Annotated in this window: 25 protein-coding genes; 15 read left to right on the top strand and 10 right to left on the bottom strand. The window is 70.0% G+C overall.

The window, feature by feature from the left end; translation table 11 throughout:
* Window positions 1-60: 60 nt before the first annotated feature.
* Window positions 61-1,110 carry a LacI family DNA-binding transcriptional regulator gene (locus LMI96_RS12020; protein WP_223722770.1) on the bottom strand — a complete coding sequence of 350 codons (1,050 nt, stop codon included), beginning with the start codon at window positions 1,108-1,110 and terminating at the stop codon, window positions 61-63.
* A 279-nt stretch (window positions 1,111-1,389) separates the two neighbouring features.
* On the opposite strand from LMI96_RS12020, the gene LMI96_RS12015 reads away from it, so the two are divergent.
* The 5 genes from LMI96_RS12015 (at window position 1,390) to LMI96_RS11995 (ending at window position 9,074) form a co-directional block, all read left to right on the top strand.
* A complete protein-coding gene (locus tag LMI96_RS12015) occupies window positions 1,390-2,718 on the top strand; it encodes an ABC transporter substrate-binding protein (protein ID WP_223722771.1) in 1,329 nt (442 codons plus the stop codon).
* Window positions 2,719-2,802: 84 nt separating this feature from the next.
* Window positions 2,803-4,140, top strand: coding sequence for a carbohydrate ABC transporter permease (locus LMI96_RS12010; RefSeq protein ID WP_223722772.1), 1,338 nt, complete (start codon window positions 2,803-2,805; stop codon window positions 4,138-4,140).
* Window positions 4,137-5,117 carry a carbohydrate ABC transporter permease gene (locus LMI96_RS12005; protein WP_223722773.1) on the top strand — a complete coding sequence of 327 codons (981 nt, stop codon included), beginning with the start codon at window positions 4,137-4,139 and terminating at the stop codon, window positions 5,115-5,117. Before LMI96_RS12010 ends, LMI96_RS12005 begins: the two co-directional genes overlap by 4 nt.
* A gap of 209 nt (window positions 5,118-5,326) precedes the next feature.
* A complete protein-coding gene (locus LMI96_RS12000) occupies window positions 5,327-6,562 on the top strand; it encodes an amidohydrolase (RefSeq protein ID WP_228361640.1) in 1,236 nt (411 codons plus the stop codon).
* Window positions 6,563-6,629: 67 nt separating this feature from the next.
* On the top strand, window positions 6,630-9,074 hold the full coding sequence (locus LMI96_RS11995) for an HAD-IC family P-type ATPase (protein WP_228361639.1): 2,445 nt from the start codon (window positions 6,630-6,632) through the stop codon (window positions 9,072-9,074).
* Here LMI96_RS11995 and LMI96_RS11990 read toward each other — a convergent pair.
* Genes LMI96_RS11990 through LMI96_RS11980 form a run of 3 tightly spaced genes read right to left on the bottom strand, consistent with a single transcriptional unit; the run spans window position 9,065 to window position 10,853 of the window.
* On the bottom strand, window positions 9,065-9,484 hold the full coding sequence (locus tag LMI96_RS11990) for a hypothetical protein (protein ID WP_223722775.1): 420 nt from the start codon (window positions 9,482-9,484) through the stop codon (window positions 9,065-9,067). The two genes, LMI96_RS11995 and LMI96_RS11990, sit on opposite strands and share 10 nt — an antisense overlap.
* 15 nt (window positions 9,485-9,499) lie before the next feature.
* Window positions 9,500-10,144 carry a DUF305 domain-containing protein gene (locus tag LMI96_RS11985; RefSeq protein WP_228361638.1) on the bottom strand — a complete coding sequence of 215 codons (645 nt, stop codon included), beginning with the start codon at window positions 10,142-10,144 and terminating at the stop codon, window positions 9,500-9,502.
* A 4-nt stretch (window positions 10,145-10,148) separates the two neighbouring features.
* Entirely contained in the window at window positions 10,149-10,853 is a 705-nt protein-coding gene (locus tag LMI96_RS11980) for a DUF3105 domain-containing protein (RefSeq protein ID WP_228361637.1), read from the bottom strand.
* 306 nt (window positions 10,854-11,159) lie between these two features.
* On the opposite strand from LMI96_RS11980, the gene LMI96_RS11975 reads away from it, so the two are divergent.
* From LMI96_RS11975 to LMI96_RS11950, 6 genes are all read left to right on the top strand, one after another.
* The gene (locus LMI96_RS11975) at window positions 11,160-12,521 is read left to right on the top strand and encodes a multidrug effflux MFS transporter (RefSeq protein ID WP_228361636.1); all 1,362 of its coding nucleotides are present in this window, start codon (window positions 11,160-11,162) and stop codon (window positions 12,519-12,521) included.
* Window positions 12,522-12,566: 45 nt separating this feature from the next.
* Window positions 12,567-13,238 (top strand): phosphatase PAP2 family protein, encoded by a 672-nt coding sequence (locus LMI96_RS11970; RefSeq protein WP_228361635.1) that lies wholly within the window; start codon window positions 12,567-12,569, stop codon window positions 13,236-13,238.
* A gap of 53 nt (window positions 13,239-13,291) precedes the next feature.
* Window positions 13,292-15,715, top strand: coding sequence for an FdhF/YdeP family oxidoreductase (locus LMI96_RS11965; protein ID WP_228361634.1), 2,424 nt, complete (start codon window positions 13,292-13,294; stop codon window positions 15,713-15,715).
* A 122-nt stretch (window positions 15,716-15,837) separates the two neighbouring features.
* Entirely contained in the window at window positions 15,838-17,373 is a 1,536-nt protein-coding gene (locus tag LMI96_RS11960; protein WP_228361633.1) for an SDR family oxidoreductase, read from the top strand.
* A gap of 107 nt (window positions 17,374-17,480) precedes the next feature.
* Complete coding sequence (locus LMI96_RS11955) at window positions 17,481-17,954, top strand: molybdenum cofactor biosynthesis protein B (protein WP_228361632.1); 474 nt, start codon at window positions 17,481-17,483, stop codon at window positions 17,952-17,954.
* The gene (locus LMI96_RS11950) at window positions 17,954-18,379 is read left to right on the top strand and encodes a molybdenum cofactor biosynthesis protein MoaE (RefSeq protein WP_228361631.1); all 426 of its coding nucleotides are present in this window, start codon (window positions 17,954-17,956) and stop codon (window positions 18,377-18,379) included. Before LMI96_RS11955 ends, LMI96_RS11950 begins: the two co-directional genes overlap by 1 nt.
* 474 nt (window positions 18,380-18,853) lie before the next feature.
* Here LMI96_RS11950 and LMI96_RS11945 read toward each other — a convergent pair whose 3' ends face one another.
* Genes LMI96_RS11945 through LMI96_RS11920 form a run of 6 tightly spaced genes read right to left on the bottom strand, consistent with a single transcriptional unit; the run spans window position 18,854 to window position 22,928 of the window.
* Window positions 18,854-19,087, bottom strand: a complete 234-nt coding sequence (locus LMI96_RS11945) for a MoaD/ThiS family protein (RefSeq protein WP_228361630.1) — start codon at window positions 19,085-19,087, stop codon at window positions 18,854-18,856.
* Window positions 19,087-19,347 carry a DUF6457 domain-containing protein gene (locus LMI96_RS11940; RefSeq protein ID WP_228361629.1) on the bottom strand — a complete coding sequence of 87 codons (261 nt, stop codon included), beginning with the start codon at window positions 19,345-19,347 and terminating at the stop codon, window positions 19,087-19,089. Before LMI96_RS11940 ends, LMI96_RS11945 begins: the two co-directional genes overlap by 1 nt.
* Window positions 19,344-20,012 carry a molybdenum cofactor guanylyltransferase gene (locus LMI96_RS11935; protein WP_228361628.1) on the bottom strand — a complete coding sequence of 223 codons (669 nt, stop codon included), beginning with the start codon at window positions 20,010-20,012 and terminating at the stop codon, window positions 19,344-19,346. The genes LMI96_RS11940 and LMI96_RS11935 overlap by 4 nt, the downstream gene beginning before the upstream one ends.
* Window positions 20,009-20,485, bottom strand: a complete 477-nt coding sequence (moaC, locus tag LMI96_RS11930; protein WP_228361627.1) for a cyclic pyranopterin monophosphate synthase MoaC — start codon at window positions 20,483-20,485, stop codon at window positions 20,009-20,011. The genes LMI96_RS11935 and moaC overlap by 4 nt, the downstream gene beginning before the upstream one ends.
* The gene (glp, locus tag LMI96_RS11925) at window positions 20,482-21,726 is read right to left on the bottom strand and encodes a gephyrin-like molybdotransferase Glp (RefSeq protein WP_228361626.1); all 1,245 of its coding nucleotides are present in this window, start codon (window positions 21,724-21,726) and stop codon (window positions 20,482-20,484) included. The genes moaC and glp overlap by 4 nt, the downstream gene beginning before the upstream one ends.
* Complete coding sequence (locus LMI96_RS11920; RefSeq protein ID WP_228361625.1) at window positions 21,723-22,928, bottom strand: ThiF family adenylyltransferase; 1,206 nt, start codon at window positions 22,926-22,928, stop codon at window positions 21,723-21,725. The genes glp and LMI96_RS11920 overlap by 4 nt, the downstream gene beginning before the upstream one ends.
* A 182-nt stretch (window positions 22,929-23,110) precedes the next feature.
* Here LMI96_RS11920 and LMI96_RS11915 point away from each other — a divergent pair, with 182 nt between their 5' ends.
* From LMI96_RS11915 to LMI96_RS11900, 4 genes are read left to right on the top strand one after another with little or no spacing between them, the layout of a single operon-like run.
* Window positions 23,111-23,503 (top strand): molybdopterin-binding protein, encoded by a 393-nt coding sequence (locus LMI96_RS11915; protein ID WP_223722790.1) that lies wholly within the window; start codon window positions 23,111-23,113, stop codon window positions 23,501-23,503.
* Between the two features lies 1 nt (window position 23,504).
* Window positions 23,505-24,299: a molybdate ABC transporter substrate-binding protein gene (modA, locus tag LMI96_RS11910; RefSeq protein WP_228361624.1), complete on the top strand. Its 795-nt coding sequence runs from the start codon at window positions 23,505-23,507 to the stop codon at window positions 24,297-24,299.
* Entirely contained in the window at window positions 24,296-25,099 is an 804-nt protein-coding gene (locus tag LMI96_RS11905; RefSeq protein ID WP_228361623.1) for an ABC transporter permease, read from the top strand. The genes modA and LMI96_RS11905 overlap by 4 nt, the downstream gene beginning before the upstream one ends.
* On the top strand, window positions 25,096-26,172 hold the full coding sequence (locus LMI96_RS11900) for an ABC transporter ATP-binding protein (protein WP_228361622.1): 1,077 nt from the start codon (window positions 25,096-25,098) through the stop codon (window positions 26,170-26,172). The genes LMI96_RS11905 and LMI96_RS11900 overlap by 4 nt, the downstream gene beginning before the upstream one ends.
* Window positions 26,173-26,193 lie beyond the last annotated feature (21 nt).

The following is a 26,193-nucleotide window of genomic DNA, read 5'->3' as shown; positions in this document are numbered from 1 at the left end:
CACAGAGCGGGGCCTCGGCGAGAGCCGGGGCCCCGCTCTCGTGCTCTCGTGCTCTCGCGGTCAGCCGACCGGCAGGATTCCGTTGTCGGCGACGACGACGGATGTGGACGGGTTCACGGGCGCGGTCGAGTTGCGCACCACGAGCCGGGGTTTCACGCGCACCACGACGGGCTCCGCATCCGGGTCCTCGATCTGCCGCATGAGCAGGTCGACGGCGGTGCGGCCCTGCTCGCGCGGGTCCTGGTGAAGGGTCGTGAGTGCGAACATCTCCGCGTGCTCGTGGTCGTCGATGCCCACGACGCTGAGGGCCGCCGGCACCTGGATGCCGAGGCGTCGCGCCGCGATGATGGCGCCGATCGCGACCTCGTCGCACGCCGCGACGATGGCGGTCGGCCGAGCACGCGAGTCACTGAGCAGGTCGACCGCGGCCGCGTAGCCGGAGGGCATGGTGAGCGCGCACGGTACGTGGGCGATCGTCTCGTCGAGCCCCGCACGACGCATTGCTGCGTGGTAACCGCTGACGCGCGCCGACTCGACGTGCGGGCGGTGCGGATCCGCGCCGGCACCGAGGAAGGCGATGTCGCGGTGGCCGAGGGCGATCAGGTGCTCGGTCGCCCGGTGCGCGGTGTTGCCTTCGTCGAGCGAGACGGCGCTCGTCCTCGGGTGATCGCCGATGACGCTCACGACCGGCTTGCCGAGCGACAGCATGCTCTCGAGTTCGTTCTCGGCGGGTTCCAGACCGACGGCGATGAGGCCGTCGAAGCGCTTGCGGGCGAGGAAATCCTCGAAGATCCGCCGTCGGCTCTCGGTTCCGGGCTTCGCGTCGTAGAGCATCAGGTCGAGGCCGCGCTCCAGGAGCTCCTGCTGGATCCCCTCGAGCACCTCCGCGAAGAACCACCGGTTGATATATGGCATCACGACGCCGATGTTCTGCGTCCGGCCGGTAGACAGACTCTGCGCGTTCGTCGAGGGGACGTAGCCGAGGGATGCGGCGGCAGCGGCGACTCGTTCTTTCGTGGCGGCCGAGACGTAACCGGCGCCGCTGAGCGCCCGACTCGCGGTCGACTTCGACACACCCGCGAGGTGCGCCACATCGGAGATCCCGCTCATCATCACCACCCCTCTTCCTTGATGGGCTCGGGTCCGCAGTCATCGTAGTACGAGTCGGCCGAAAAAGATGAAACCGGTTCCACATACGAAATGCATTGAGGGAGCGCTCCCATTCCCAGGTCGGAAGCGAGGGAGCGCTCCCATCGCAGCTTTACCGAGTTGTGATGCGGCGACATTGTGTTGTCTGTCAGATTGGTTTACGTTTGCCTGGAATCGGTTCCTGAGGAGCCGGATGCGTGGGTGCAAGGAGCATGCGCGTACTCGAAGAGGAGGAATCACATGATCAGATCGCAGCGACGCCGCCTGGTCGCACCGATCGCGCTGCTGGGGGTTGCGGGACTCGCACTCGCCGGTTGTGCGGAGGGCGGCTCCAGCGACAGTGGATCGGTCGAGGGGCAGACCGTCCAGATCTCCGGAGGGATCACGGGTGTCGAGGCAGACGACCTGAACGCCTCGTTCACGCAGTTCACCGAAGACACCGGTATCAAGGTCGAATACACCGGTGACAAGAGCTTCGAGGGCAACATCGTCACCAAGGTGACCGGTGGTTCTGCTCCCGACATCGCCATCGTTCCGCAGCCGGGTCTGCTGAAGGCGCTCGTCGACACGGGCGAGGTCCAGGCCGCGCCCGAGGCTGTCGAGTCGAACGTCGACGCGAACTGGTCGGCCGACTGGAAGAGCTACGGCACCGTCGACGACACGTTCTACGCCGCGCCGATGCTCGCCAACGTCAAGGGATACGTCTGGTACTCCCCGAAGAGCTTCGCCGAGTGGGGTGTCGAAGTTCCGAAGACCTGGGACGACTTGCTGACGCTCACGCAGACCATCCGCGACACGACCGGCGCCGCCCCGTGGTGCGCCGGCTTCTCGTCCGACGCCGCGTCCGGCTGGCCGGGCACGGACTGGATCGAAGACCTCGTGCTGCGTCAGTCCGGCGCCGACGTGTACGACGACTGGGTAGCCGGCGACGTGCCGTTCACCGACTCGAAGATCAAGGATGCCTTCGACTCGGTCGGCGACATCCTCCTTAACCCGGACTTCGTGAACGCGGGCTACGGCGATGTGAAGAGCATCAACTCGACCGCGTTCGGTGACGTCGCCGCCGCCGTCGCGGACGGTCGCTGCGCTCTGACGCACCAGGCGTCCTTCCTCTCGGCGAACTTCCTCGAGGCGAAGACCGCATCCGGTGAGGCCCCGACGATTGCCCCCGACGGCGACGTCTACGCCTTCCTGCTCCCGGGCATCACGGCCGATGGCGAGACCTACGTCGAAGCCGGTGGCGAGTTCGTCACCGCGTTCTCCGACTCGGAGGCCGTGCAGAAGGTGCTCGAGTTCATGTCGACGCCGGAGTTCGCTGACGCTCGTGTCGAGCTCGGCGGGGTCATCTCGGCCAACAAGGGCGCCGACCCGTCGCTCGCATCGAGCGAGTTCCTGACCGACGCCATGACGATCCTCCAGGACCCGAGCACCGTCGTTCGCTTCGACGCCTCGGACCTGATGCCGGCCACGGTCGGTAACGGTTCGTTCTGGAAGGGCATGGTCAACTGGATCGACGGTCGCCCGACCGACCAGGTCCTGAGTGACATCCAGGCGGGATACGAGAACTAGCCCACCCGGGCTGCGCCGCACGGGGGTCGCTCGATACGAGCGGCCCCCGTGCCTGCACCCCTCAGCCGGAGAGATAGGACAGTGATGTCGCAGACCACCACGAAGGAGCCGCACGTCGTTCCCGACGACGCGCTCGCACCCCCCGCTTCCGCGCGTTCGCGCCGCACGACGGGCATCGTCGCCCTCGCCGCCGCAGCGATCGCGCTCATCGCCCTCGTCCTGCTCTTGATGAGCACGCCCGTGGACGACGCCCGGCCGACCTCGCTGGGATTCTCGCTCAACAGCTTCTTCACCTGGATCGGCAACCTGAACCCGCTGGTGCAGATCCCGATCATCGTCGTGGTGTTCGGCATCGTCGTCGGTGTGGTGCTGCTTCTCATCGAGTTCGCACCGCGCCGCGGCAAGGGCTACATGTGGCTGCGTCTGGCCGCCTGCTTCGTCATCCCGGTGCTGGCGTTCATGCTGCTGCGGCCGTACCAAAACGCGCTGCTCTACGTCGTGGCGATCGCGCTCGGCGTCGGCGCGCTGCTGTTCTTCGCGGACTACCGCTCGCGCGAGGGCTCGGGCTACGTGTTCCAGCTCGTCGTGTTCCTGGCACCCGCGCTGCTGATGCTGCTCCTCGGGCTCGTGTACCCGGCGATCTCGACCATCTTCTCGTCGTTCTTCGACAAGACGGGTGACACGTTCGTCGGCCTCGACAACTACATCTGGACCTTCACGAACCCCGAGGGCTTCTGGTCGGTCGTCAACACGATCATCTGGGCGCTGTTCGCCCCGACGCTCTCGACCGTCATCGGCCTCGCCTACGCGGCCTTCATCGACCGCGCCCGCGGCGAGAAGATCCTGAAGGTGCTCGTGTTCATGCCCGTCGCGATCTCGTTCGTCGGCGCCGGCATCATCTGGAAGTTCGTCTACGACTACCGTCAGGGCGAGCAGATCGGTCTGCTGAACGCGATCGTCACGATGTTCGGCGGGCAGCCGGTCGGCTGGCTGGACGCGCAGCCGCTGCTGAACACGTTCGCCCTACTCGCGGTGTTCATCTGGACCCAGACCGGATTCGCGATGGTCATCCTGTCGGCCGCGATCAAGGCTGTTCCCACCGAACAGCTCGAGGCGGCGCAGCTCGACGGCGCGAGCCCCTGGCAGCGGTTCCGCAACGTCACGGTTCCCGGCATCCGCGCCTCGTTGATCGTCGTGCTGACCACGATCACCATCGCATCGCTGAAGGTCTACGACATCGTCGCTGTGATGACCGGTGGTCGCTCGAACACCTCCGTCCTCGGTTTCGAGATGGTCAACCAGCAGCAGCGGTTCCAGAGCTACGGGCACTCGTCCGCGCTCGCCGTCGTGCTGTTCCTGTTCGTTCTGCCGCTGATCATCTACAACGCGCGTCAGCTGCGCCAGCAAAGGGAGATCCGATGAGCGCCATCGCTCCGGCCGAGACGCCCCCGGCATTCGATCGTCGGGCGACCCGCAAGACGGCGCGAGACACGCGTCGCAGCGAGAACATCGCCCAGAAGAAGCTCACGTCCAAGACCGCCACGATCATCGCGGTCATCATCGCGATCTTCTGGACCATCCCGACCTTCGGGTTGTTCGTGACGTCGTTCCGACCCGGCTCCGACTCGCAGACCTCGGGCTGGTGGACGGTCTTCACCAACCCGAGCTTCACCCTGCAGAACTACGCGGATGCGTTGACCTCGGGGGGAACGGCGCTGACCCTCGGTCAGTCGTTCATCAACTCGCTGGCCATCGCGATTCCGGCCACGATCATCCCGATCGCGCTCGCGTCCCTGGCCGCCTACGCGTTCGCGTGGATCGATTTCAAGGGCAAGAATCTGCTCTTCGTCTTCGTCTTCGCGCTGCAGATCGTTCCGATCCAGATGGCTCTCGTGCCGCTGCTGACGCTGTTCTCGCGCGGACTCGAGATCAACGGCGTCGGGGTCTTCCCGGGCTTCGAGCTGCGCGATGTGGACCACTCGTTCGCGACCGTCTGGATCGCGCACGCGATCTTCGCGCTGCCGCTCGCGATCTTCCTGCTGCACAACTTCATCGCGGAGATCCCGAGCGAGGTCATCGAGGCCGCGCGGGTCGACGGTGCCGGGCACGGACAGATCTTCTTCCGGATGATCCTGCCGCTGGCCATGCCGGCGATCGCCTCGTTCGCGATCTTCCAGTTCCTCTGGGTGTGGAACGACCTGCTCGTGGCGACGATCTTCGCGCCATCGTCGTCGTTGCCGCTGACGCAGACGTTGAACTCGCTGTCGGGCTCGTGGGGCGACCGCTGGTACCTGCAGTCCGCGGGCGCGTTCATCTCGATCATCGTGCCGTTGATCGTCTTCTTCGCGCTGCAGAGGTTCTTCGTCCGGGGCCTTCTGGCTGGGGCGACGAAGGGCTGATCCGCCGCATCCGCAGTACTCGTCGCGCGGGAGTGCACCATCCGGTGCCTCCCGCGCGACGCGTATGTGGCGGCGCGTCGAGACGACGTCACGCGGCGATCGAACGCAGGCGATGGACGTGACAGCGTGAGTGGATGTCCCGAAGCGCTCGTCCCGCGGTCGTCGCTCCGCTCCCGAGCATCAGGACGACTGTGCGGGAGACTGAGCAGATGACCGACTTCGCCGCGCCCCTGGCCGACCTCTACCGCGATCTGCATCGCCATCCGGAACCGGCGTTCGAAGAGACGCGCACGGCGGGCGTCGCGGCGGCCCGTCTCCGATACTCCGGCTACGAGGTCATCGAGAGAGTCGGCCGGACGGGCGTCGTGGGAGTGCTTCGCAATGGCGAAGGCCCGACCGTTCTGCTTCGCGCGGACATGGATGCGCTTCCGGTGCACGAGGACACCGGCCTGGATTACGCCAGCACGGTCGAGGGCATGATGCACGCGTGCGGGCACGACGTGCACGTCGCGGCTCTGATCGGTGCGGCCGATCGACTCGCACAGACCCGACACGAGTGGTCAGGGACGGTGATCGCCCTGTTCCAGCCCGCCGAAGAGAGCGGCGACGGCGCGCAGACGATGATCGACGACGGCCTCTACGAGAAGGTGCCCCTACCGGACGTGGTCCTCGGTCAGCACGTGGGTCCGGCCCCCGCCGGTGTGGTCGGCGCCCATTCGGGTCCGGCCTTCGCGGGGGCGAATAGCATCGACATCACGGTCTACGGGCGCGGCGGGCATGGATCCCGCCCGGAGACGACCATCGATCCGATCGTGCTCGCCGCGTCCATCGTGCTCCGCCTGCAGACCATCGTCGCTCGTGAGGTAGCGCCGCAGGAGACAGCGGTGGTCACTGTGGGGCGTATCTCCGCGGGCACGAAGAACAACATCATCCCCGACACGGCGAGTCTCGGCCTCACCGTGCGCGCCTTCAGCGAGCCGGTGCGTATTCGCATCATCGAGGCGATCGAGCGCATCGTGCGCGGCGAAGCCGCCGTTTCCGGTGCGCCCGAGCCGCGCATCCACTACGCACAGTCGTTTCCCGTGATGGTCAACGACGCTGACGGGACGGCGCGCACGAACGCGGCATTCCGCGCGGCGTTCGGCGACGCCAGCGTACTGGCACCGGGGGCCGTCAGTGGCAGCGAGGATGTCGGCATCCTGGCCGCGGCGGCGCAGGCGCCCCTCGTCTACTGGATCCTCGGTGGAGCGGACGCCGCGTTGTACATGGCTGCGGCCGCCGCGGGCACGCTCGACAGTGACGTGCCATCTAACCACTCGCCGCACTTCGCGCCCATCATCGAACCGACGCTCGCCCGCGGCGTCGATGCCCTGGTGGTCGCCGCGCGCGCCTGGCTCGCCCCACAGTCGTGGGAGATGAAGCGCGGAGAGATCCGGTCGCTCTGACCGAGCAGGTCGGACGGAACTGTTTGCCCGCGCGACGCGCGTATGCGGCCATCGTTACAGTGAGCCTATGAACGCGGGGGATGCAGTGGCGGACGCGACCGATCGATCCCCGAAGGTCGACCCGGCAATCGGTCTCACCGCCGCGCAGGTCGCGGAACGCAAGACCGACGACCGCGACAATGCCTACGTCGCCGACACGAGCCGCAGCGTCGGCAGCATCGTGCGGGCGAACGTGTTCACGCTCTTCAACGGCATCGTCGGCGGGTGCTTTCTCATCCTGCTGCTCGTCGGGCGCTGGCAGGATGCGCTGTTCGGCCTCGCGGCCTTCGCCAACGCGATCATCGGCACCGTCCAAGAGTTCCGGGCGAAGTCGGCACTCGACAAGCTCGCGCTTCTGAACGCCGCGCAGGCACGGGTCCGCCGGGACGGCATCGAGGTCGAGATCGCTCCGGTGGAGGTGGTGCAGGATGACGTCCTGGTGCTGCGCGCCGGAGACCAGGTCGCCGCCGACGCGGTCGTCGTCACCTCCCGCGGACTGCAGATCGACGAGTCGATGCTGACGGGCGAGGCAGATGCGGTCGACAAGAAGCCGTCCGATGAGGCGCTCTCGGGCTCGGTCGTGGTCGGTGGCGAAGGGGACGCCATTGTCACCCGAGTGGGGGCGGATTCGTACGCCAACCGGTTCCAGGGGGAGGCGAAGCGGTTCTCGCTGGTGTCGAGCGAGCTGCGTTCGAGTCTCAATCGGGTCCTGAAATGGGTGAGCTGGGGCATCGGGCCGATCGGCCTGCTCGTGCTCAACGCCCAGGTCATGGTGACGGGAGGCTGGGCGACGATCTTCGGTGAAGGACGCTGGGTGCAGGCGGTCGTCAATACGATCGCCTCGCTGACCGCGATGATCCCGCTCGGACTCGTGCTGATGACGTCGATCGCCTTCGCGGTCGGTGCGGCGAAGCTCGCCGCGAAGCAGGTGCTCGTCAACGAGCTTCCCGCCGTCGAGGGCTTGGCCCGCGTCGATGTGATCTGCCTCGATAAGACCGGGACCCTCACCGTGGGCGAGATCGCCTACGACGATGTGCACGCACTGCCGGGTGAGGTGGGCGGATGGCGTGACGCGCTCGCGTGGTACGCGGCGGCTCCCGACGCGAACGCGACGGCGCGGAGCCTTCGCGAGGCCTACCCCGTGCATGAGACCCGCGCTGCGGTGCGCACGATCCCGTTCTCCTCTGCCCGCAAATGGAGTGCCGTCTCGTTCGACGGCGACGGCACCTGGGTGCTCGGGGCGCCCGAGATGGTCTTCGGCGACGACGCGACGGATGCGGCATCCGACCTCGGCGCCCAGGTGGTGACGCTGGCGTCCCGGGGCCTCCGGACCCTCGTCCTCGGACACGCGCCGACGGTGTTGTCGGAGGAGGACGCGGATGCGGAGCACCTGCCCGCCCGCCTCCGCCCGATCGCGGTCGTGACCTTCCGCGAGCAGGTCCGCGACGACGCCGCGCAGACGCTCGCGTACTTCCGCGCCCAGGGCGTCGGTGTGCGGATCATCTCCGGGGACAATCCGCGCACGGTCGCTGCGATCGCGCGGGAGGTCGGGCTCGACGTCGCCGAGGGCTACGACGCGCGCACCCTGCCGACCGATCAGGAGGCGATGGCGGCGGTGTTGGAGGCGCACACCGTCTTCGGTCGGGTGACCCCGGAGCAGAAGAAGGACATGGTGGTCGCTCTGCAGAGTCGCGGGCATACCGTGGCGATGACGGGCGACGGTGTGAACGATGCACTGGCCATCAAGACGGCCGACATGGGGATCGCGATGAACTCGGGGGCCGCCGCCACCAAGGCGGTCGCCCGTATCGTGCTGCTCGACGGGCGGTTCTCGCACCTTCCCGACGTCGTCGCGGAGGGTCGCCAGGTCATCGCCAACATCGAGCGCGTGTCGATGCTGTTCCTGACCAAGACCGTGTACGCGACGGGGCTCGCGCTGCTGTTCGGACTGCTCGTGCTGGAGTTCCCGTTCCTGCCGCGGCAGCTGTCGATCACCGACGGGCTCACGATCGGCATCCCGGCGTTCTTCCTCGCGCTGATGCCCAACGCGCGCCGCTACATTCCGGGGTTCCTCCGCCGTCCCCTGTCGTTCGCCATCCCGAGCGGTATCGTCGTCGCGCTCACGCTCACGGGATACACGCTCGTCGCGCAGTCGCTCGGGGTCGGCGTCGACGAGTTGCGAACCGGTGCGACCATCATCCTCGCCGTCGTCGGAATCTGGGTGCTGGCGATCCTGTCGCGCCCGCTCAACCGCTACAAGGTGCTGGTCGTCGGGGGCATGTTCATCGCGTTGACCGCGATCTTCACCGTGCCGTTGTCGGTGCAGTTCTTCGCCCTCGTCGACCCGGGACGCGAGGCGGCGTACGCGCTGACGGCGTTCACGATCGGCGCGATCGGTGCGATCGAGATCGTGCGGATCTTCCACATCCGCTTCGTCCGCCGCGCGCTGCGCACGGCGACGGCTCATGCGTAGGGGTCTGCCGCTACCGTTCGAGAGACGAACCAGCGGGACGCCGGGGGAATCCAGACGATGACCAGCAACGCCACCTGGACAACGATCTGAGCGGTCGATACGGCGTCCCACGCGTCGCTCGTCGCGATCGCCACGGCGTGCAGAACGAGCTCCGCTGCGAGGTACAGCGTTAGCAGCAGGCGGGACAATCGGCTGCCCCTCGCCATCCCCGAGGCGACCGCGAGGGTCAGGAGCCCGAACAGGATGATGCCGATCCCGATGAGGGAGACGGACAACACGTCATCGGCCGGCACGTCGTACCGGCTCAACAGGATCAGGATGCCGAGCGCCGTGTTCGCGAGTCCGCTGAGAGTGACCAGGACGACGACGATTGTCACCAGCAGGGGACGCCGAGCGATCTGGGTGGCCACGCGACCACCCTAGCCTCAGCCCGCGCAGCCCAATCGGTTCTGGATGGACTGCATCGCGCCGATCTCCGCGCCCTGGTTCGTGGCCATGGTCTCGGCGACCTGTAGCACCCGCGGGATGCTGCCGAGATCGGCGACCGCATCCGTCATCTCGAGTGCGCCCTGGTGGTGGCGGATCATCAGGCCGAGGAACATGCAGTCGGCGGGGGTGCCGGTGGCGGAATCGAGCGCGGCGAGTTCGGCATCCGTTGCCATGCCCATCTGCGCACGGAGCTCGTCCTCGGTCGCCGCGGACCCGGCCGAGTGGGCGTGCTCGTCGGAGTCCGCCATCCACGACATCAGATCGCCGGACTGCGGCACGTTCCACTGCACGAGCCAGTCGAACATCTCGCCGCGCTGAGCGGCCTGCCCGGTCGCGATGTCGTAGGACAGCGCGCGGATGTCGTCGTCCGCGGTCACGCGGTAGATCGACATGGCCATCTGCACGGCTTGATCGTGGTGCACCTGCATGTCGCGGGCGAAACCGATGTCGGCCGCGTTCGGCACGGCAGGACCGTTCGAGAAGAGCGAGAACCGTCCGATGGCGAACGCGAGCGCCGCCACGCCCACGACGGCCAGCACGATGATCGGCCAGCGTCGAGGGCGGGCGGCGTCGGTCGTCATCGGGTCACTGCCGTCCTTCTGCGTCGACGCCGCCGCTGCAGACGGCGTTCGGCTCGGGAGCGTTCTGGCTGCGCCAGTACTCTTCGAAGAACTCGGGGATGCGGCTGTCTTCGGCGGAGTCGACCTTCAGCTGCGCGTTCCACGCGCTGAGGACGATGGGGGAGTCCAGGCCCTCGTAGGGCGTGAGCAGCGCGTAGCTCGAGGGAAGCTGGGCGCGGAGCGCGGCGACCTCGTCTGCGCCCACGCGCGATGCGTCGTACGTCACCCAGACGGCGCCGTGCTCCATCGAGTGCACGGCGTTCTCGTTGGGAACGGGCTGGTCGTAGACACCGCAGTTCAGCCAGATCGGCGCGTGCGGGCCGCCGGCGGGAGGCGACTGGTCGTAATCGACCGTGCCCTCGACGTGCGTGGTGACGTTCTCGAACGTCTCGACGCCGTCGATGACGGCACCGGTGGAGTCCTGCGCGCCGTAGGTGACGGGCCGCGGGGTGAACACGATCGAGGCGACGACGACCGCGACGACCAGCAGCGCGGCCGTGGAACCGACGATCCACCAGACGAGCTTTCCGCGCTTGCGGCGCGCGACCTGGCGCTGGTACTCGGCGAGCTTCTCCTGCCGACGTTGTTCACGCTCCTGCTTTGCAGTCAGGGCGATCTTGGCTTGTTCGGCGGGGTTTCCGCTCCGGCGCTTGTCGGGCGTCGTGCTCATGTCGGGAGGTCCTCAGATCAGCGCGGTCGAGCCGCGGGGCCGTGCGGGCGTGCGCCGTGGAGCGGATGGCGCCTGTCGAGCCTATGTGAACGCATACGCCCGGGGCTGGGAGAGCGCCCGGACGGGGGCGGCTTCCATCCGGCGTCCTCGGGGCGGATCACCGTGGCGGGGTTGCTGCGGCCGGGTCGTCCGCTAGCATGGGAGAACACGCGTCGAATCGTTTCGAGATTCCCGCGCAGCGTGACCCCGCCCTGGCCGGCGAGAGCGTCCCCACCCCGTTCGTCCTTCAGTGAAGTGGTTCCCCCTGTGACCGACACCTCGTCCATCCCTGTCGTGCCCGACTCCGCCCCCGAGCGTACGGCGACCGGCTCGGTGCGGACCCCGCGGTCCTCGACCGGCGCGATCCGTACGCTCGGGTCTAATCCGCGCACCGCGCCCATCGTGCTGCATCCGGGGGATGCGATGCCCACCTGGCGACGGGTGGTCTACATCATCCTGCTCGGCGCGCTCACGGCGCTCGGCCCGTTCACGATCGACCTGTACCTTCCCGCCTTCCCGGTGCTCGAGGCCGACTTCAACACGACCGCCGCAGCGATCCAGCTGACGTTGACCGGCACGATGATCGGGTTCGCGCTCGGACAGCTCGTGGTCGGCCCGCTGAGCGACAAGGTGGGCCGCCGCGTGCCACTGCTCGCGGTCACCGCACTCCACGTCGTCGCCAGCGCCGCGGCCGCGTTCGCCCCCGACCTGCTGCTCCTCGGCGCGACCCGCGTACTCATGGGCGCCGGGGCGGCGGCCGGCGGCGTGGTGGCTGCGGCGATCGTCCGCGACCTCTTCGGCGGTCGTCGCCTCGTCGTGATGCTGTCGCGACTCGCCCTCGTGTCGGGCGTCGCGCCCGTGCTCGCCCCCCTGGTCGGATCCTGGCTCCTCGGCGTCATGCCCTGGCGCGGATTGTTCGTCGTGCTCGCGATCTACGGTGTCGTGATGCTGATCGCGGCGGTCATCTTCGTGCCCGAGACGCTGCCCCCCGCGCGTCGCCGCGAGCGTGGTCTGACGGTCTGGCAGCGCTACCGCAGCGTGTTCAGCGACCGCGTCTTCCTCGGCGTGCTTGTGATCGGCGGCATGACCTTCAGCGGGCTGTTCTCCTACTTGTCCGCATCCTCGTTCCTGTTCCAGCAGAGCTTCGGTTTCGATGCGCAGCAGTACGGGCTGTTGTTCGCCATCAACTCGGTGGGCGTCGTGGTCGGCGTTCAGACCGCCTCGCGTCTCGCCGCCCGGTTCGGCCCGCAGTGGGTCATGGCGTTCTCGACCGCCGCGCTCGTCATCTCCGCCGTCGCGATCATCGTGGCCGACCAGGCCGGTCTCGGGCTGTGGGGCATCGTCGTGCCGCTGTTCGTCTTCATGACCGCGTGCGGTTTCACGTTCCCGTGCGCCCAGGTGCTCGCTCTCGACCGGCACGGCAACGCGGCCGGCACGGCGCAGTCCATCCTCGGGGCGACGAACTTCGGTGTGGCGGGGATCGTCTCCCCGCTCGTCGGGCTGATCTCGCATGACTCGGGGATCACCGCGACGACGATGGCGACGGTGATGGCCGGATGCGGCGCGATCGCAGTTCTCGCCCTGTGGTTCATCGTGCGCCCGCGGTCGGTGGCACAGCTGACGCCCTGAGGAAAGGGGCCGCTCCGGCGAGTCCGGTGGGGCCAGAATGTGGCGATGACCGACTCTTCTCTCGTCGCGCACCGCACTTCGCGGCGCCGCGCCGTCACCGTCGGCGCGGTCGGGGGAGCGCTGCTCCTGTGCGCGGTGGTGTTGGGCGTCTGGATCTTGAACCGCGGACCGGAGCCCTTTGCCGTCGACGAAGCCTGGAACCGCGGCATGATCGACGTCGACGGGGCGGGTTTCGACACCCTCGCGATGTTCCTGAACGTCGCGGGCGGAGTGCTCGCCAGCTCGCTCATCGTCCCCGGCGTCGCCATCGCGGTGCTGCTGTACCAGCGGCGCCCCTGGTCGGTCGGGTATCTGGTCGCCAGCCTCGTGCTGTCGGCGCTGTTCGTGCAGGCCCTCAAGCACCTCTTCGGGCGCGCGCGCCCGGAAGACATCCTGGTCGTGAGCGATTACGGGTCGTATCCGTCGGGTCACGTGGCCAACGCGGCGACCCTCGCGGCGATCCTGGTGGTTCTGCATCCGCGCATCTGGACGGCGATCGCCGCCTCCGTCTGGGTCGTGATCATGGCGCTCAGCCGCACCTACCTGCACGCCCACTGGCTCAGCGACACTCTCGGAGGCGCTCTCGTCGGGGTCGGGATCGCGCTGGCGTGCGCCGCGTTCATGGCGGAGCGGCTGCGCGGCGAACGGCGTCCGGGGCGAGCGGTTCCCGCGGGATGAACCCGGCGCGGATCCCCTGCCCGGCTGTCGGACCGCGGGGTTAGCATCGGACCATGGTGACGAAGCCTCCGCAGAACGACATCGACGAGACCGCGCTGCGCGTATCGAAGGCGAAGAAGGTCGCGGTGGGTGTTCCCGCGGTCGTTCACGCGCTCGAGATGTCCATCGAGCAGATGGGTGCGGTCCGCTCGGCGAGGGCCTTGCTGCGCGTCAATCAGAAGGACGGCTACGACTGCCCCGGGTGCGCCTGGCCCGATCCGGCCCACCGCCACGTGGCCGAGTTCTGCGAGAACGGCGCCAAGGCTGTCGCCGAGGAGGCGACTGTGCGGACGGTCGGTCCGGTTTTCTTCGCCGAGCACTCGATCGACGAGCTCCGCGGGCACGACGACTTCTGGCTGGGCCAGCAGGGGAGGCTGACGCATCCGATGGTCCTCGATGAGGGCGCGACGCACTATCGCCCGGTGAGCTGGGACGACGCGCTCGGCGAGATCGCCGACCAGCTCCGCGCGCTCGCCGACCCCGATGAGGCCGTGTTCTACACCTCCGGGCGCACGTCCAACGAAGCGGCGTTCCTCTACCAGCTGCTCGTGCGCGGTGTCGGCACGAACAATCTGCCGGACTGCTCCAACATGTGCCACGAGTCGTCGGGATCGGCGCTCACCGAGACGATCGGCATCGGTAAGGGAACCGTCTCGCTGGAAGACATCTACGCCGCACGGCTCATCATCGTCGCGGGCCAGAATCCCGGCACCAACCACCCGCGCATGCTCAGCGCGCTCGAGAAGGCGAAGCAGAACGGCGCGAAGATCATCGCAGTGAACCCGCTGCCCGAGGCGGGTCTGCTGCGGTTCGAGAACCCGCAGACGGTCAAGGGTGTGCTGCTGGGCGGCACGCCGATCGCGGATCAGTTCGTGCAGATCCGTCTGGGCGGAGATCAGGCGCTCTTCCAAGCGATCGGCAAGCACTTGCTCGAGGCCGACGCGCACATGGGCGGTGTGCTCGATCACGGCTTCATCGACACGCACACGACCGGCCTCGATGCGTACGCGCGGGCGATGGCGGATGCGGAGTGGCCCGAGCTCGAGGCCGCGACCGGACTCGACGAGCTCGAACTCCGCGACATCGCCGAGGCCGTCCGGCTCTCGCCGTCGACGATCGTCTGCTGGGCGATGGGGCTCACCCAGCACAAGAACTCGGTGCCGACACTGCGCGAGGTCGTCAACGTGCTGCTCCTCCAGGGCAACATCGGGCGCGAGGGCGCCGGCGTCTGTCCCGTGCGCGGCCACTCGAACGTGCAAGGCGATCGCACGATGGGGATCTACGAGAAGCCGTCGGAGGCGTTCCTCGACGCCCTCGACGAGGAGTTCTCCTTCGCCGCCCCGCGCGAACACGGATTCGACACGGTCGCCGCCATCCGCGCGATGGATGCGGGGCGGGTGCGCTTCTTCATGGGAATGGGCGGCAACTTCGTCAGCGCAACCCCCGACACCGAGGTCGTCGAGCGGGCCATGGCACGGCTCGATCTGACCGTGCACGTGTCGACGAAACTCAACCGGTCCCATGTGATGACGGGACGACGCGCGATCATCCTGCCGACCCTCGGCCGCACCGATCGCGACCGTCGCGGCGGGCGGGAGCAGCGCGTCTCCGTCGAAGACTCGATGGGCGCCGTGCACTCCTCGCGCGGCCGGCTCTCGCCGCCCGCCGACGACCTGCTGAGCGAGGTCGCCATCATCTCGCGCCTGTGCGACGCACTGTTCGGGCGGGGCGCCCGGCCGGGACGCACCCCCTCGCACTCGGGCGATGTCGACCATGATCAGGTCGAGCGTCTTCCCGCCGAGCACCCCGTCAGGGCGGATGCGGCGGGTAGCGCCCGCCCCGCGAACACGCCTCAGGCCGACTGGCGGGCGATGGAGGCGGACTACGCGCTGATCCGCAGGCACATCCAGAACGTGATCCCCGGTTTCGAGGATTACAACGCGCGCATCGACAAGGGCCGTACGTTCTTCCTCCCGAACGGCCCCCGAGACGCGCGACGGTTCGCCACCAGTGACGGCTTCGCGCATTTCACGGTGAACCCGTTGGAGTACCCGCGGATCCCGGCGGGCCGGCTGCTGCTGCAGACCCTCCGTTCGCACGACCAGTACAACACCACGATCTACGGCAAAGACGACCGTTACCGGGGCATTCACGACGGGCGCCGGGTGGTGTTCGTGCACGCCGACGACATCGCCGAGTTCGGTTTCACCGACGGAACGATCGTCGACCTGGTGTCGGAGTGGACGGGGGTCGACGGTGTTCTGCAGGAGCGCCGGGCCGAAGCGTTCCGCATCGTGTCCTACGCCACACCGCGTCGGAACGCCGCGGCCTATTACCCCGAAACCAACGTCCTGGTACCGCTCGACTCCGTCGCCGACGTGAGCGGTACGCCGACCTCGAAGTCGGTCGTCGTGCGGCTCGAGGCGCGCGCGGCCTAGCAGCTGCCGGAGCGTGGTGCGGCGAGCGTCGGATGCGCCATCCGGCTGGATGCCGGCGAGCGTCGGATGCGCCATCCGCAAGCCCCCGGGTTCGCGGATGAGGTCGGCGTAACGTCGCTCGCATGATGGAACTGACGACCCCCACCGGGCGCGAGCCGGCGCTTCGCGCGGTGCCCCGCGCGGATGGAACAGCCCCGCGCGCCCTCGTCCTCGGGGCGACCGGCTACATCGGCGGCCGGCTCACGCCGCGCCTGCTCGCGGCCGGGTACCGCGTGCGCGTGCTGGCGCGCGACGCCGGGCGGGTCGCCGCATTCCCCTGGGGTGCGGAGGTCGAGGTCGTCGAGGGATCGGCGACCGACGACGCGTCGGTGGCGCGTGCGACCGAAGACGTGGACGTCCTGTTCTACCTCGTGCACGGGATGGGCGGCGGCAAGGGCTTCGAGGAGACCGATCTGGTCGTGGCGCGGACGGTCGTCGCGGCAGCGGATGCCGCATCCGTCGGCCGGATCGTGTACCTCGGGGCGCTGCATCCGGACCACGTGCCGCTCTCGCCGCACCTGCGATCGCGGGTCGAGGTCGGCGACGTCTTCCTCGCCGGCCCGGTTCCGACGCTCGTGCTGCAGGCCGGAATCGTGATCGGGTCGGGGTCGACGTCGTTCGAGATGATCCGGCACCTGACCGAGGTGCTGCCGTACATGCCGGCGCCGAAGTGGGTGCGCAACCGGGTGCAGCCGATCGCCGTGCGCGACGTCATGCACTACCTCCTCGGCGCGGCCAGGCTCGACCCGTCGGTGCACCGCGCGGTCGACATCGGCGGTCCGGATGCGCCGCGGTACGGCCAGATGATGAACGGCTACGCGGTCGAGGCGGGGCTGCCGCAGCGGCCGATCGCTCCTCTGCCGGTGCTTACTCCCGGCCTCGCGTCGCACTGGGTGAACGTCGTCACGCCGGTGCCGCGCTCCATCGCCCGCCCGCTCATCGCGTCGCTTCAGAACGAATGCGTGATGAAGGATCACGACATCGACACGCTGATTCCGCGGCCCGAGGGCGGGCTCACGTCGTACCGACGGTCGGTGCAGCTCGCGATCGGCCGCGTCGACGCGGATGCCGTCGAGACCAGTTGGCAGGATGCGGAGGTGTCGGGCCTGCCGAGCGATCCGCTTCCGAGCGACCCGGAGTGGGCCGGCCGCACGGTGTTCGTCGATCAGCGGACGGTGACCTCGACCGCGACTCCCGCGGCCCTGTGGCGCGTGATCATCGGGATCGGCGGCGAGAACGGCTGGTACTCGACCCCGGGACTGTGGGCTCTCCGCGGATTCATGGACCGGATCGTCGGGGGAGTGGGGCTCCGCCGTGGACGCCGCAGCCGCACCTCGGCGGTCGTCGGCGACGCGATCGACTTCTGGCGCGTCGAAGCGATCGAGCCGGGACGCATGCTGCGCCTTCGCGCCGAGATGAAAGTGCCGGGTCTGGCCTGGCTGGAACTGCGCGTCGTCCCCGACGGGGACGTTACGCGGTACGAGCAGCGGGCCGTCTTCTTCCCCCGAGGATTGGCGGGCCGGGCGTACTGGCTGCTCGTTCTCCCGTTCCACGCGCTGATCTTTCCGGGCATGGCCGCGCGCATCACCGCGACCGCGCAGGAGAGCGTCGCCGACTGACGCTGCGCGGGATGGTAGGGGTCGTGGCCGCGCCGGCGCAGCGGCGCTGTGCGGGGGTGCGACGATGCGGCCGCGCCGGCACCGCGGGGCGGAGCTAGGGTGAAGAGATGCGGCGTGCCACAGTGATCACGGTGTCGGACCGGTCGGCCGCGGGGCTCCGCGAAGACGCGTCCGGGCCCGTGGGAGTAGACCTTCTCCGCGAAGCGGGGTGGGACTGCCCGGATGCGGTCGTCATCCCCGACGGCGCCGATTCCGTCGAGCGCGCGCTGCGCGCCGCGGTCGCATCCGGTGTCGAGCTCGTCGTGACGACGGGCGGAACAGGCGTGTCACCGAGAGACGAGACCCCCGAGGGCACCGCGCGCGTCATCGAGCGGGAACTTCCCGGCCTGGCCGAGGAACTCCGGCGCCGGGGAGCGGCGGAGAAACCGGCCGGCATGCTCACCCGCGGCGTCGCGGGCGTCGTCGGGCAGACCCTAATCGTCAACCTGCCCGGAAAGCCCGCTGCCGTGTCGTCCGGCATCCCGATCGTGTTGTCGGTTGCCGGGCATGTCGTCGACCAACTCGCCGGAGGAGACCACTGATGCCTGTCGTGCACGCGGCCATCTCGACCGATGCCCTCGACGTCGATGCCCATCTCCGCGCGGTCGACGACGCCGCATCCGGTGCCCTGACGACGTTCGTGGGTCGGGTTCGCGACAACGATCCGGATGCCGCCACCGCCGTAGTCGCGCTCGAATACTCCTCTCACCCGGATGCGGAGCAGATCCTCCGCGGCATCGCGGAGCGGGCGATCGGCGACACCGGCGCGCTCGTCGCCGTGAGTCACCGCATCGGGCGCCTCGCCGTCGGCGATGCCGCTGTGGTGATCGCCGTCGCATCCGGGCACCGGGACGTCGCCTTCACCGTGTGCCGCGAGGTCATCGAGCAGATCAAGCACGAGCTGCCGGTGTGGAAGCGTCAGGTCGAGTCCGACGGCACCACCGCCTGGAAGGGCCTCGGCGGCTGACCCGAGCCCCGCGCCGCGCTCGGCCCCGCCCGTAGCGAGGTGATCTGCCGTAGCGAGGGCGGATGTGGGGGTTGTGGTCCTCGCTCCGGCAGATCTCCTCGCTTGGGGCCGGGATTCGACCGGTCGGGGTGAGCTGGGGGCCCGGACTGGGCGTCGCCCGTGTGTGGCATCTGCCGGGGCGAGGTGATCTGCGGGGGTGAGGTGGGTGCTCGGACTGGGATCGTCGCCCGGGTGTGGCATCTGCCGTAGCGAGGTGATCTGCCGGGGCGAGGGCGGATGTGGGGGTTGTGGTCCTCGCTTCGGCAGATCTCCTCGCTTGGGCAGATCGGGCAGGGCAGATCGGGCGAGGCAGATTCGGCGAGGCAGATTCGGCGAGGCAGATTCGGCGAGGCAGATCGGGCCGGGCGGATCGGGGTAGATCGGGCTGGATCGGGCCGTGAGTATCCCCCGAGTGAGGGATGCGGCGCGCCGCGCTCAGCCGCCGGCGAAGGGGGGCAGAACGTCGACGACGGTGTCGGTGCCGAGCGGGGTGTCGTCGTCGGTCCGCGCACCCGCGACGAGCACGGCGCAGCGGGGAAGGATGCCGCCGAGTCCGGGCCGGTCCGCTGTGAGTGCCCGGCGGAGCTCACCGAGGGTCTGCTCACTGCGGGTCTCCTCGGCGCGACCGGCGAGCTCTTCGGCGGCGGCGAAGTAGCGGATGCGGGCCATCAGCGGGGCCACTCGGCGGCGAGAGCCGAGATGGCCGCGGCCGCCTCGCGCACCTGGTCGGGGGATCCTCCGGCGCGGCCGGCGGCGAGCCCGGCGGCGAACGCGCTGAGCGGTGCGGCGGGGCGAGCCACCCCTCGGGCCACGTCGCCGGCGAGATCCAGGATGAGCGAGATCGGAAGGTCGTCAGCGCCGAGGCCCAGGCGCTCGCGGATGGCGTCGGCCCAGGCGTCCAGCGCCTCGGGGGGCAGATGTTCGGTCATGGGGTCTCCTCCTCGAGGCGGCTCGGGCCGCCCACGGCCTGTGCATTCGCGGTGTCGTCGTAGAGCCGCCGCGCCTGCTCCAGATCCTGCCACGTGTCGACGTCGTGGACGATGTCGTCGGGGACGCGGAAGACGGCGATCGACAGGTCGTCCAGCAGTGCCCGCACGGGGGCATCGCGGCCCGCATCCGGTATCGCCTTCGCGGCGCGTCGGAGGGATGCGGTGCGATACGCCCCCGTCAGCCACTGCGGGCGCGACGAGCCGTCGGCGAGGCACACGCCGTCGGTATCGGCCGGCAGAAGAGCCAGGTCGGCGACGAGTCGGGCGACCGCCGCATCCGGTCGCGCCAGATCGGCCGCCAGCACGAGCATCCACTCCGGATCGTTTGCCGCGCCCGCCTCCCGCCCGCCCAGCGCGCCGAGCCCCGCGACGATCGCGGCGGCCGGCCCGGCGAACGCCGGCTGCTCCTGCACGCGCACCGTGTGTGGCAGTTCTGCGCCGGGCGGTCCGACGATGACGACGGATGCTGCGCCCGCCGCCTGCGCCGCGGCCACGGCGCGTTCCAGCAGCGAGATGCCGCCGACCTCGAGCGCCGGCTTGTCGACGCCGTCCAGACGCGTCGCCCGGCCCCCGGCCAGCACGATCGCGCCGAGAGTCGCGCTCATTCCTCGCCGGGGCGGGTCCAGGTGCCGGACTTGCCGCCCTCTTTGCGCACGATGCGGACGTTGTCGATCGAGGTGCCCTTGTCGAGCGCCTTGACCATGTCGACGACGGTCAGCGCCGCGACGGACACGGCGGTCATCGCCTCCATCTCGACCCCGGTGCGGTCAGCGGTCCGGACGGTCGCTTCGATCTCGATCCCCGCATCGACGATGACGAGGTCCACGGTGGCGCCGTGCACGCCGATGACGTGCGCGAGCGGGAGGAGATCCGGGGTGTGCTTGGCGGCCTGGATGCCGGCGATGCGCGCCACGGCGAGCACGTCGCCCTTCGGAACGCTGCCGTCGCGGAGCGCCGCGACGACGCCCGGCGCACAGCGGACGAACCCGCGCGCGGTCGCCGCGCGAACCGTGGTCTGCTTCGCGGTGACATCGACCATGCGCGCGTGGCCGGCCGCATCCAGGTGCGTGAAACTCATGCCATCAGCATGACATCGACGAGATCGCCCTCGGCCACGGCGTCGATCTCGGCAGCGACGATGGCATACGCCTCGGCGCGGGCCAAACCGCCGGCCAGGTGCGAACCCGACCCCCCGCCGGTTGCCGGCCGCACGGTCCACCGCGCCGGGTCGGATCGGTCGATCGCCGCGGGCAGGTACTGCCGGCGGGACGGCGGCGTGCGCCATCCGGATGCGGCGGGCAGCCGCAGGATCGGTCGGTAAATCTCCGAGCGCCCTTGCATGCGGAGGAGCGCCGGGCGCACGAAGACCTCGAACGAGACCGCGGAGCTGACCGGATTTCCGGGCAGCCCGAAGAGCAGCGCGCCGGTCGGGAGGCGGCCGAACGCCTGGGGCTTTCCGGGTTGCATGGCGACCTTGGAGAAGGCGACATCGCTGCCCTGCAGCACGTTCTTGACGACCTCGAAGGCTCCCGCGCTCACCCCGCCGCTCGTGATCACGATGTCGGCGCGGGCCTCGGCGGCACGCCGCAGCGCCTCGAGGAACGCCGCGTCGGTGTCGTCGACGCTCGTGCGCCAGACGATCTCCGCGCCGGCATCCGTCGCGAGCGCCGCGAGCAGAAGGCCGTTCGACTCGGGGATCTGGCCCCGACCCAGCGGTTCGCCGGCGGCGACGAGCTCGCTCCCGGTGGAGATGACGGCCACACGGGGCCTCGCGTGCACCGAGACGACGGCAACGCCCGACGCGGCGGCGGCAGAGAGCTGCAACGGGCCGAGCGCGGTTCCGGCGGCGACGATAACATCGCCGACCGACGCATCCGCCGCCCGCCGACGAAGGTGCACCCCGGTCGCCTGCGGGGCATGCCGCACGATGACATCGGTGAGCGAATCGGCGAGCCCGCCGACGGTGTCTTCGAACGGCACGATCGTGTCGGCCGACGTCGGTACCGGAGAGCCTGTCATGATCCGCGCGGCCTCGCCCGCCTGCAGGACGGGGTCGAGCGCGGTGCCCGCGGGCAGGTCGGCGACGACGCGCAGGGTCACCGGATGCTGCGGGTCCGCCGCCGCGACATCGGCGTAGCGCACCGCGAAGCCGTCCATCGCGGAGTTGTCGAACACCGGAATATCGACGGCCGCGCGCACGTCGCGCTGCAGCGTGCGACCCTGCGCCTGCGCGAGCGGCACCGACTCGGCGGCGGTCGGGGCGACCTCAGCGAGGACGCGCGCCACCTGTTCTTCGACGGTACGCAGCTCGTCGCTCATGCGGTCGCCCGGTGTCCGGTGCCCTGCCAGGCATCCATTCCGCCGGAGAGGACGGATGCGGATGCCCCGGCCCGAAGGAGCGCCACCGCGGCTCGCTCCGCCCGCACGCCCGCCTGGCAGACGACCACGAAGGGGCCGGTGCCGAGCGCCGACGGGTCGGCGAGCACCTCGCCGAGGGGAACCAGGCGCGCGCCCTCGATCGTGCCCGTCGCCGTCTCGCGCGGCTCGCGCACATCGAGCACCGTGGCGCCGGCGGCCCGGCTGTCATCGAGGAGGGTCGGGGAAACGTGCACCGGCACCGGCGCATCCGGCACGCGGGCGGGTGATGCCGAATCCGCCTCGCCGCTCAGGCCCGTCTTGCCGCTCAGGCCCGTCTCGCCCATCAGGCCCGTCTTGCCGCTCGGAAAGGCGGCGTCCGTCGCTGGGGCGGGGGTGGGCGATGACCGCAGCGGGATCTCGCGCTGCCGGGCCCGGAGCGAGTCGATCAGCAGCACGCGTCCGAGTAGCGGTTCGCCGATGCCCGTGAGGAGCTTGATGGCCTCGATCGCCAGCAGGCCGCCCACCTGCACGCAGAGTGCGCCCAGCACTCCGACCTGCGCGCACGTCGGAACCTCGCCGACGCTCTCGGGGGGATAGAGATCATGCAACACGACGGCGTCGTGGCCGGGCGGTGGGCTCGACCAGAAGACCGTCACCTGCGCGTCGAACTCCTGCAGGGTGCCCCACACGAGCGGGATGCCGGATGCCTCGGTCGCCGCGGCGACCGAGGCACGGGTCTCGAAGGTGTCGGAACCGTCGATGACGAGGTGCGCGCCGGCGAGCAGCTCCGCCGCGTTGTCGGCGGTGAGTCGCTGCCGTACCGCGCGGACGGTCGTGGTGGGGGAGAGGTCGGCCGCGGCGCGCACCGCGCTGTCGACCTTGGGGGCGCCGAGATCGGCGTGCCGATGCAGGATCTGCCGGTGCAGGTTCGATTGATCGACCATGTCGTCGTCGATCACGACGAGTTCGCCGACGCCGGCCGCAGCGAGGGCGAGCACGACGGGAGAGCCGAGGCCGCCCGCGCCGATCACGGCGACGCGGGATGCGGCGAGCCGTCGCTGCGAGAGTTCGCCGAAGCCGGCCAGCGTCGCATGCCGGGCGGTGCGCACCCGCTCGGCGTCGCTCAGAGTATCGGTGGGCTCGACCAGCGGCGGGAACGGCATGGATCCAGCGTAGGCCCGCCGCATCCGCCCGGATCGGGAACGCTCGCATGTCGCAATCCGTCGCCCGGGATCGCGGATCGCGTCACGTGAGCGAAGGATCGCGCCTTCACGAGCTCCGGTTTGCACGCAGATGCGGAGATATCTCGCGCCTTAACCCGTATGTGCGGCACTAGAGTGGCGGGATGCACAGCTACAAGGTCGCCCAGGCCGCCCGGTTGCTCGGGGTGAGCGACGACACGGTGCGCCGGTGGATCGATCAGGGGCTGCTCCCCGTGACCGACGCGACCCCGGCGGAGATTCCGGGCGCCGCCCTGGCCGAGCGGGCCGTCGCGCTCGCGGCATCCGCATCCCTCCCCGGCGATGTGCTCTCGAGCGCCCGCAACCGGTTCACCGGCCTCGTGACGCGCGTGCAGATCGACGGGGTGATGGCCCAGGTCGATATCCAGGCGGGCCCGCACCGGGTGGTGTCGCTCATGTCGGCCGAGTCGGCACGCGAACTCGCGCTCGAACCCGGGTCGCTCGCGGTCGCCGTCGTCAAAGCCACCACCGTCATCGTCGAAACCCCGAAGGACTGACATGCGCCGCCGAGCCGCCCTCGCCGCTCTCCTCGCCGCTCTCCTCGCCACGACTGCCTTCCTCGCCGCGGGCTGCGCGGGCAGCACCGCCCCGGCCGCATCGACGGCCGCGAGCGACGAGCTCACCGGATCGCTCACGATCTCGGCCGCCGCCTCGCTCGGCACCGCGTTCGACGAGATCGCCGCGGTCTTCGAGGCGCAGCATCCGGGAGTCGATGTGCGCCCGATCTCGTACGACGGATCGTCGACGCTCGCCAACCAGATCATCGAGGGCGCGCCGGTCGACGTGTTCGCCTCGGCGGACGAGAAGAACATGGCGAAGGTCGTCGACGCGGGTCTCGCCGCAGACCCCACGCTCTTCGCCTCCAACACGCTCGTCATCGTCGTGCCCGCTGGCAACCCGGCCGGCATCTCGTCGCTGGCCGATCTCGCGGCACCGGATGCGACCGTCGTGCTCTGTGCGCCCGAGGTGCCGTGCGGCGCGGCCTCCCAGACCCTGCTCGCGAACGCGGGGGTCACGGTGACGCCCGCCAGCGCCGAGCAGAATGTGACGGCGGTGCTGACGAAGGTCGCCGAGGGCGAGGCCGACGCGGGGCTCGTCTACGCGACCGACGCGCTCGGCAACGCCGACGTCGAATCAATCGTTCCGGACGGCGCCGCCGACGTCGTCAACCGCTACCCGATCGTGGCACTCACAGACGCACCGGATGCCGACGCCGCCGCGGCCTTCGTCGCGTTCGTCGCGGGAGACGAAGGTCGCGCGATCCTCGCCCGTCTCGGCTTCGGACCGGCGTGAGTCGTCGGACTCCCGCGTTCGTGCCGCGTGCGCTTGTCGCGCCCGCGGCACTCGGTCTGGCGTTCCTCGTCGTTCCCCTGGTCGCGCTCGTCGCGCGCGTGCAGTGGTCGACGCTGTGGCAGGACGTCACCTCTCCGGCCGCGCTCTCGGCCCTCGGCCTCTCGCTCGGCACCGGGCTCATGGCGACCGTCCTGTGCCTGCTCGTGGGTGTTCCGCTCGCGCTCCTGATCGCCCGTTCCGGGGCGAGGGCCGCCGCGATCCTCCGTGCGGCCGTGACGGTGCCGCTCGTGCTGCCGCCCATGGTGGGTGGAATCGCGCTCCTGTTCCTCTTCGGTCGCAACGGGTGGCTCGGCGGCGCCCTGGATCTCGTGGGCGTCCGGTTGCCGTTCACGACGGCGGCGGTGGTGCTCGCGCAGGCCTTCGTCGCGCTGCCGTTCCTCGTGCTGGCCCTCGAGGGGGCGCTCCGGGCGACGGGCACCGGGTACGAGCAGGCGGCGGCCGCCCTCGGTGCCGGGCGCTGGACAGTGCTCCGTCGGGTGACCCTGCCGTTGGCCGCCCCGGGGCTCGTGACCGGAACGGTTCTGTGCTTCGCGCGGGCAATCGGCGAGTTCGGCGCCACCGCGCTGTTCGCGGGGAACGCGCCGGGCGTGACCCAGACCATGCCGCTCGCGATCTACACCGCGTTCAATGGCGCCGGGGTGTCGCAGGGCACCGCCGTCGCGCTCGCTCTCCTGCTGCTCGTGACCGCCGTGCTCGTGCTCGTGCTCGTGCGGGCCTGGCGACCGGAGGCGGTGCGATGAGCGAGACGCTCGATGCCGACGTCACGGTCGACTACCCCAGCGGGTTCACGCTGTCGGCGCGGCTCGTGGCCGCATCCGGCACCACTGTGGCCGTCATGGGTCCGAGCGGCGCCGGCAAGTCGACCCTGCTCGCCGCGATCGCCGGGCTGGTGGCGCTGGACGCCGGACACGTCAGGCTCGGCGAGCGCACCCTGTCGGACGGGCGGATGCGGATCGCCGCCGCGCGTCGCGGCACGGTGCTGCTCGGGCAGGATCCGCGGCTCTTCCCGCACCTCTCCGCGCGTGAGAACGTCGCCTTCGGTCCGCGCGCCGCCGGTGTCGCGGTGGCCGAGGCGCGCCGGACGGCCGACGAGCTGCTCGCGCGCGTCGGTCTCGCCGAGGCGGGCGACCGGCGCCCCGCAGCCCTTTCGGGGGGTCAGCAGCAGCGCGTCGCCGTCGCGCGGGCGCTCGCCGCATCGCCCGGCCTCATCCTTCTCGACGAGCCGTTCACGTCGCTCGATCCGGTGACCGCGAGCGGCATCCGGACGATGCTCAGTGCCCAGCTCGCCGACCGCACGTGCATCATCGTCACGCACGACGCCGTCGATGCGGTGGCGCTCGCCGACCGGGTCGCCGTCGTCGAGGACGGGCGGATCACCCAGTCCGGGCGCGTCCGCGACGTGCTGCGTGCACCCTCGACGGCCTTCGTCGCCTCGCTCGCCGGTCTCAACCGGGTCGTCGGCGTCTCGGCCGATGGCGCGTGCCGCGTCGGCGACGTGGCGTTCGCGGGGGACCGCGGGGCCCGCGTGCCGGACGGCCAGTCGGTCGCCGCCGTCTTCCGGCCCGCCGACGCGCGCATCGTGCCCGGGAACGTGCACGGGAGCAGCACCAGTAGGACGACCACCTGGCACGCCGTGGTCGCACGACTCGAGCAGACCGTCGGCGGGGTGCGCGTGCACACGGTGGCCGCGGGCGGCAGCATCGAGGTGGCGGTCGACGTCGCGACCGACGAGCTGGCGGATGCGGGCCTGGTTCCCGGTGTTCAGATCGTGGTGCAGGTGCCGGCGACGACCGTGCGGTTGCTGCCGGTCTGAGCGGACGGGCTCGGGAGAGCC

It is taken from the genome of Microbacterium sp. cx-59 (assembly GCF_020805625.1).
GTDB lineage: Bacteria > Actinomycetota > Actinomycetes > Actinomycetales > Microbacteriaceae > Microbacterium.
Note: the sequence above shows the minus strand (reverse complement) of the source record. Positions and strands in the feature narration are given on the sequence as shown.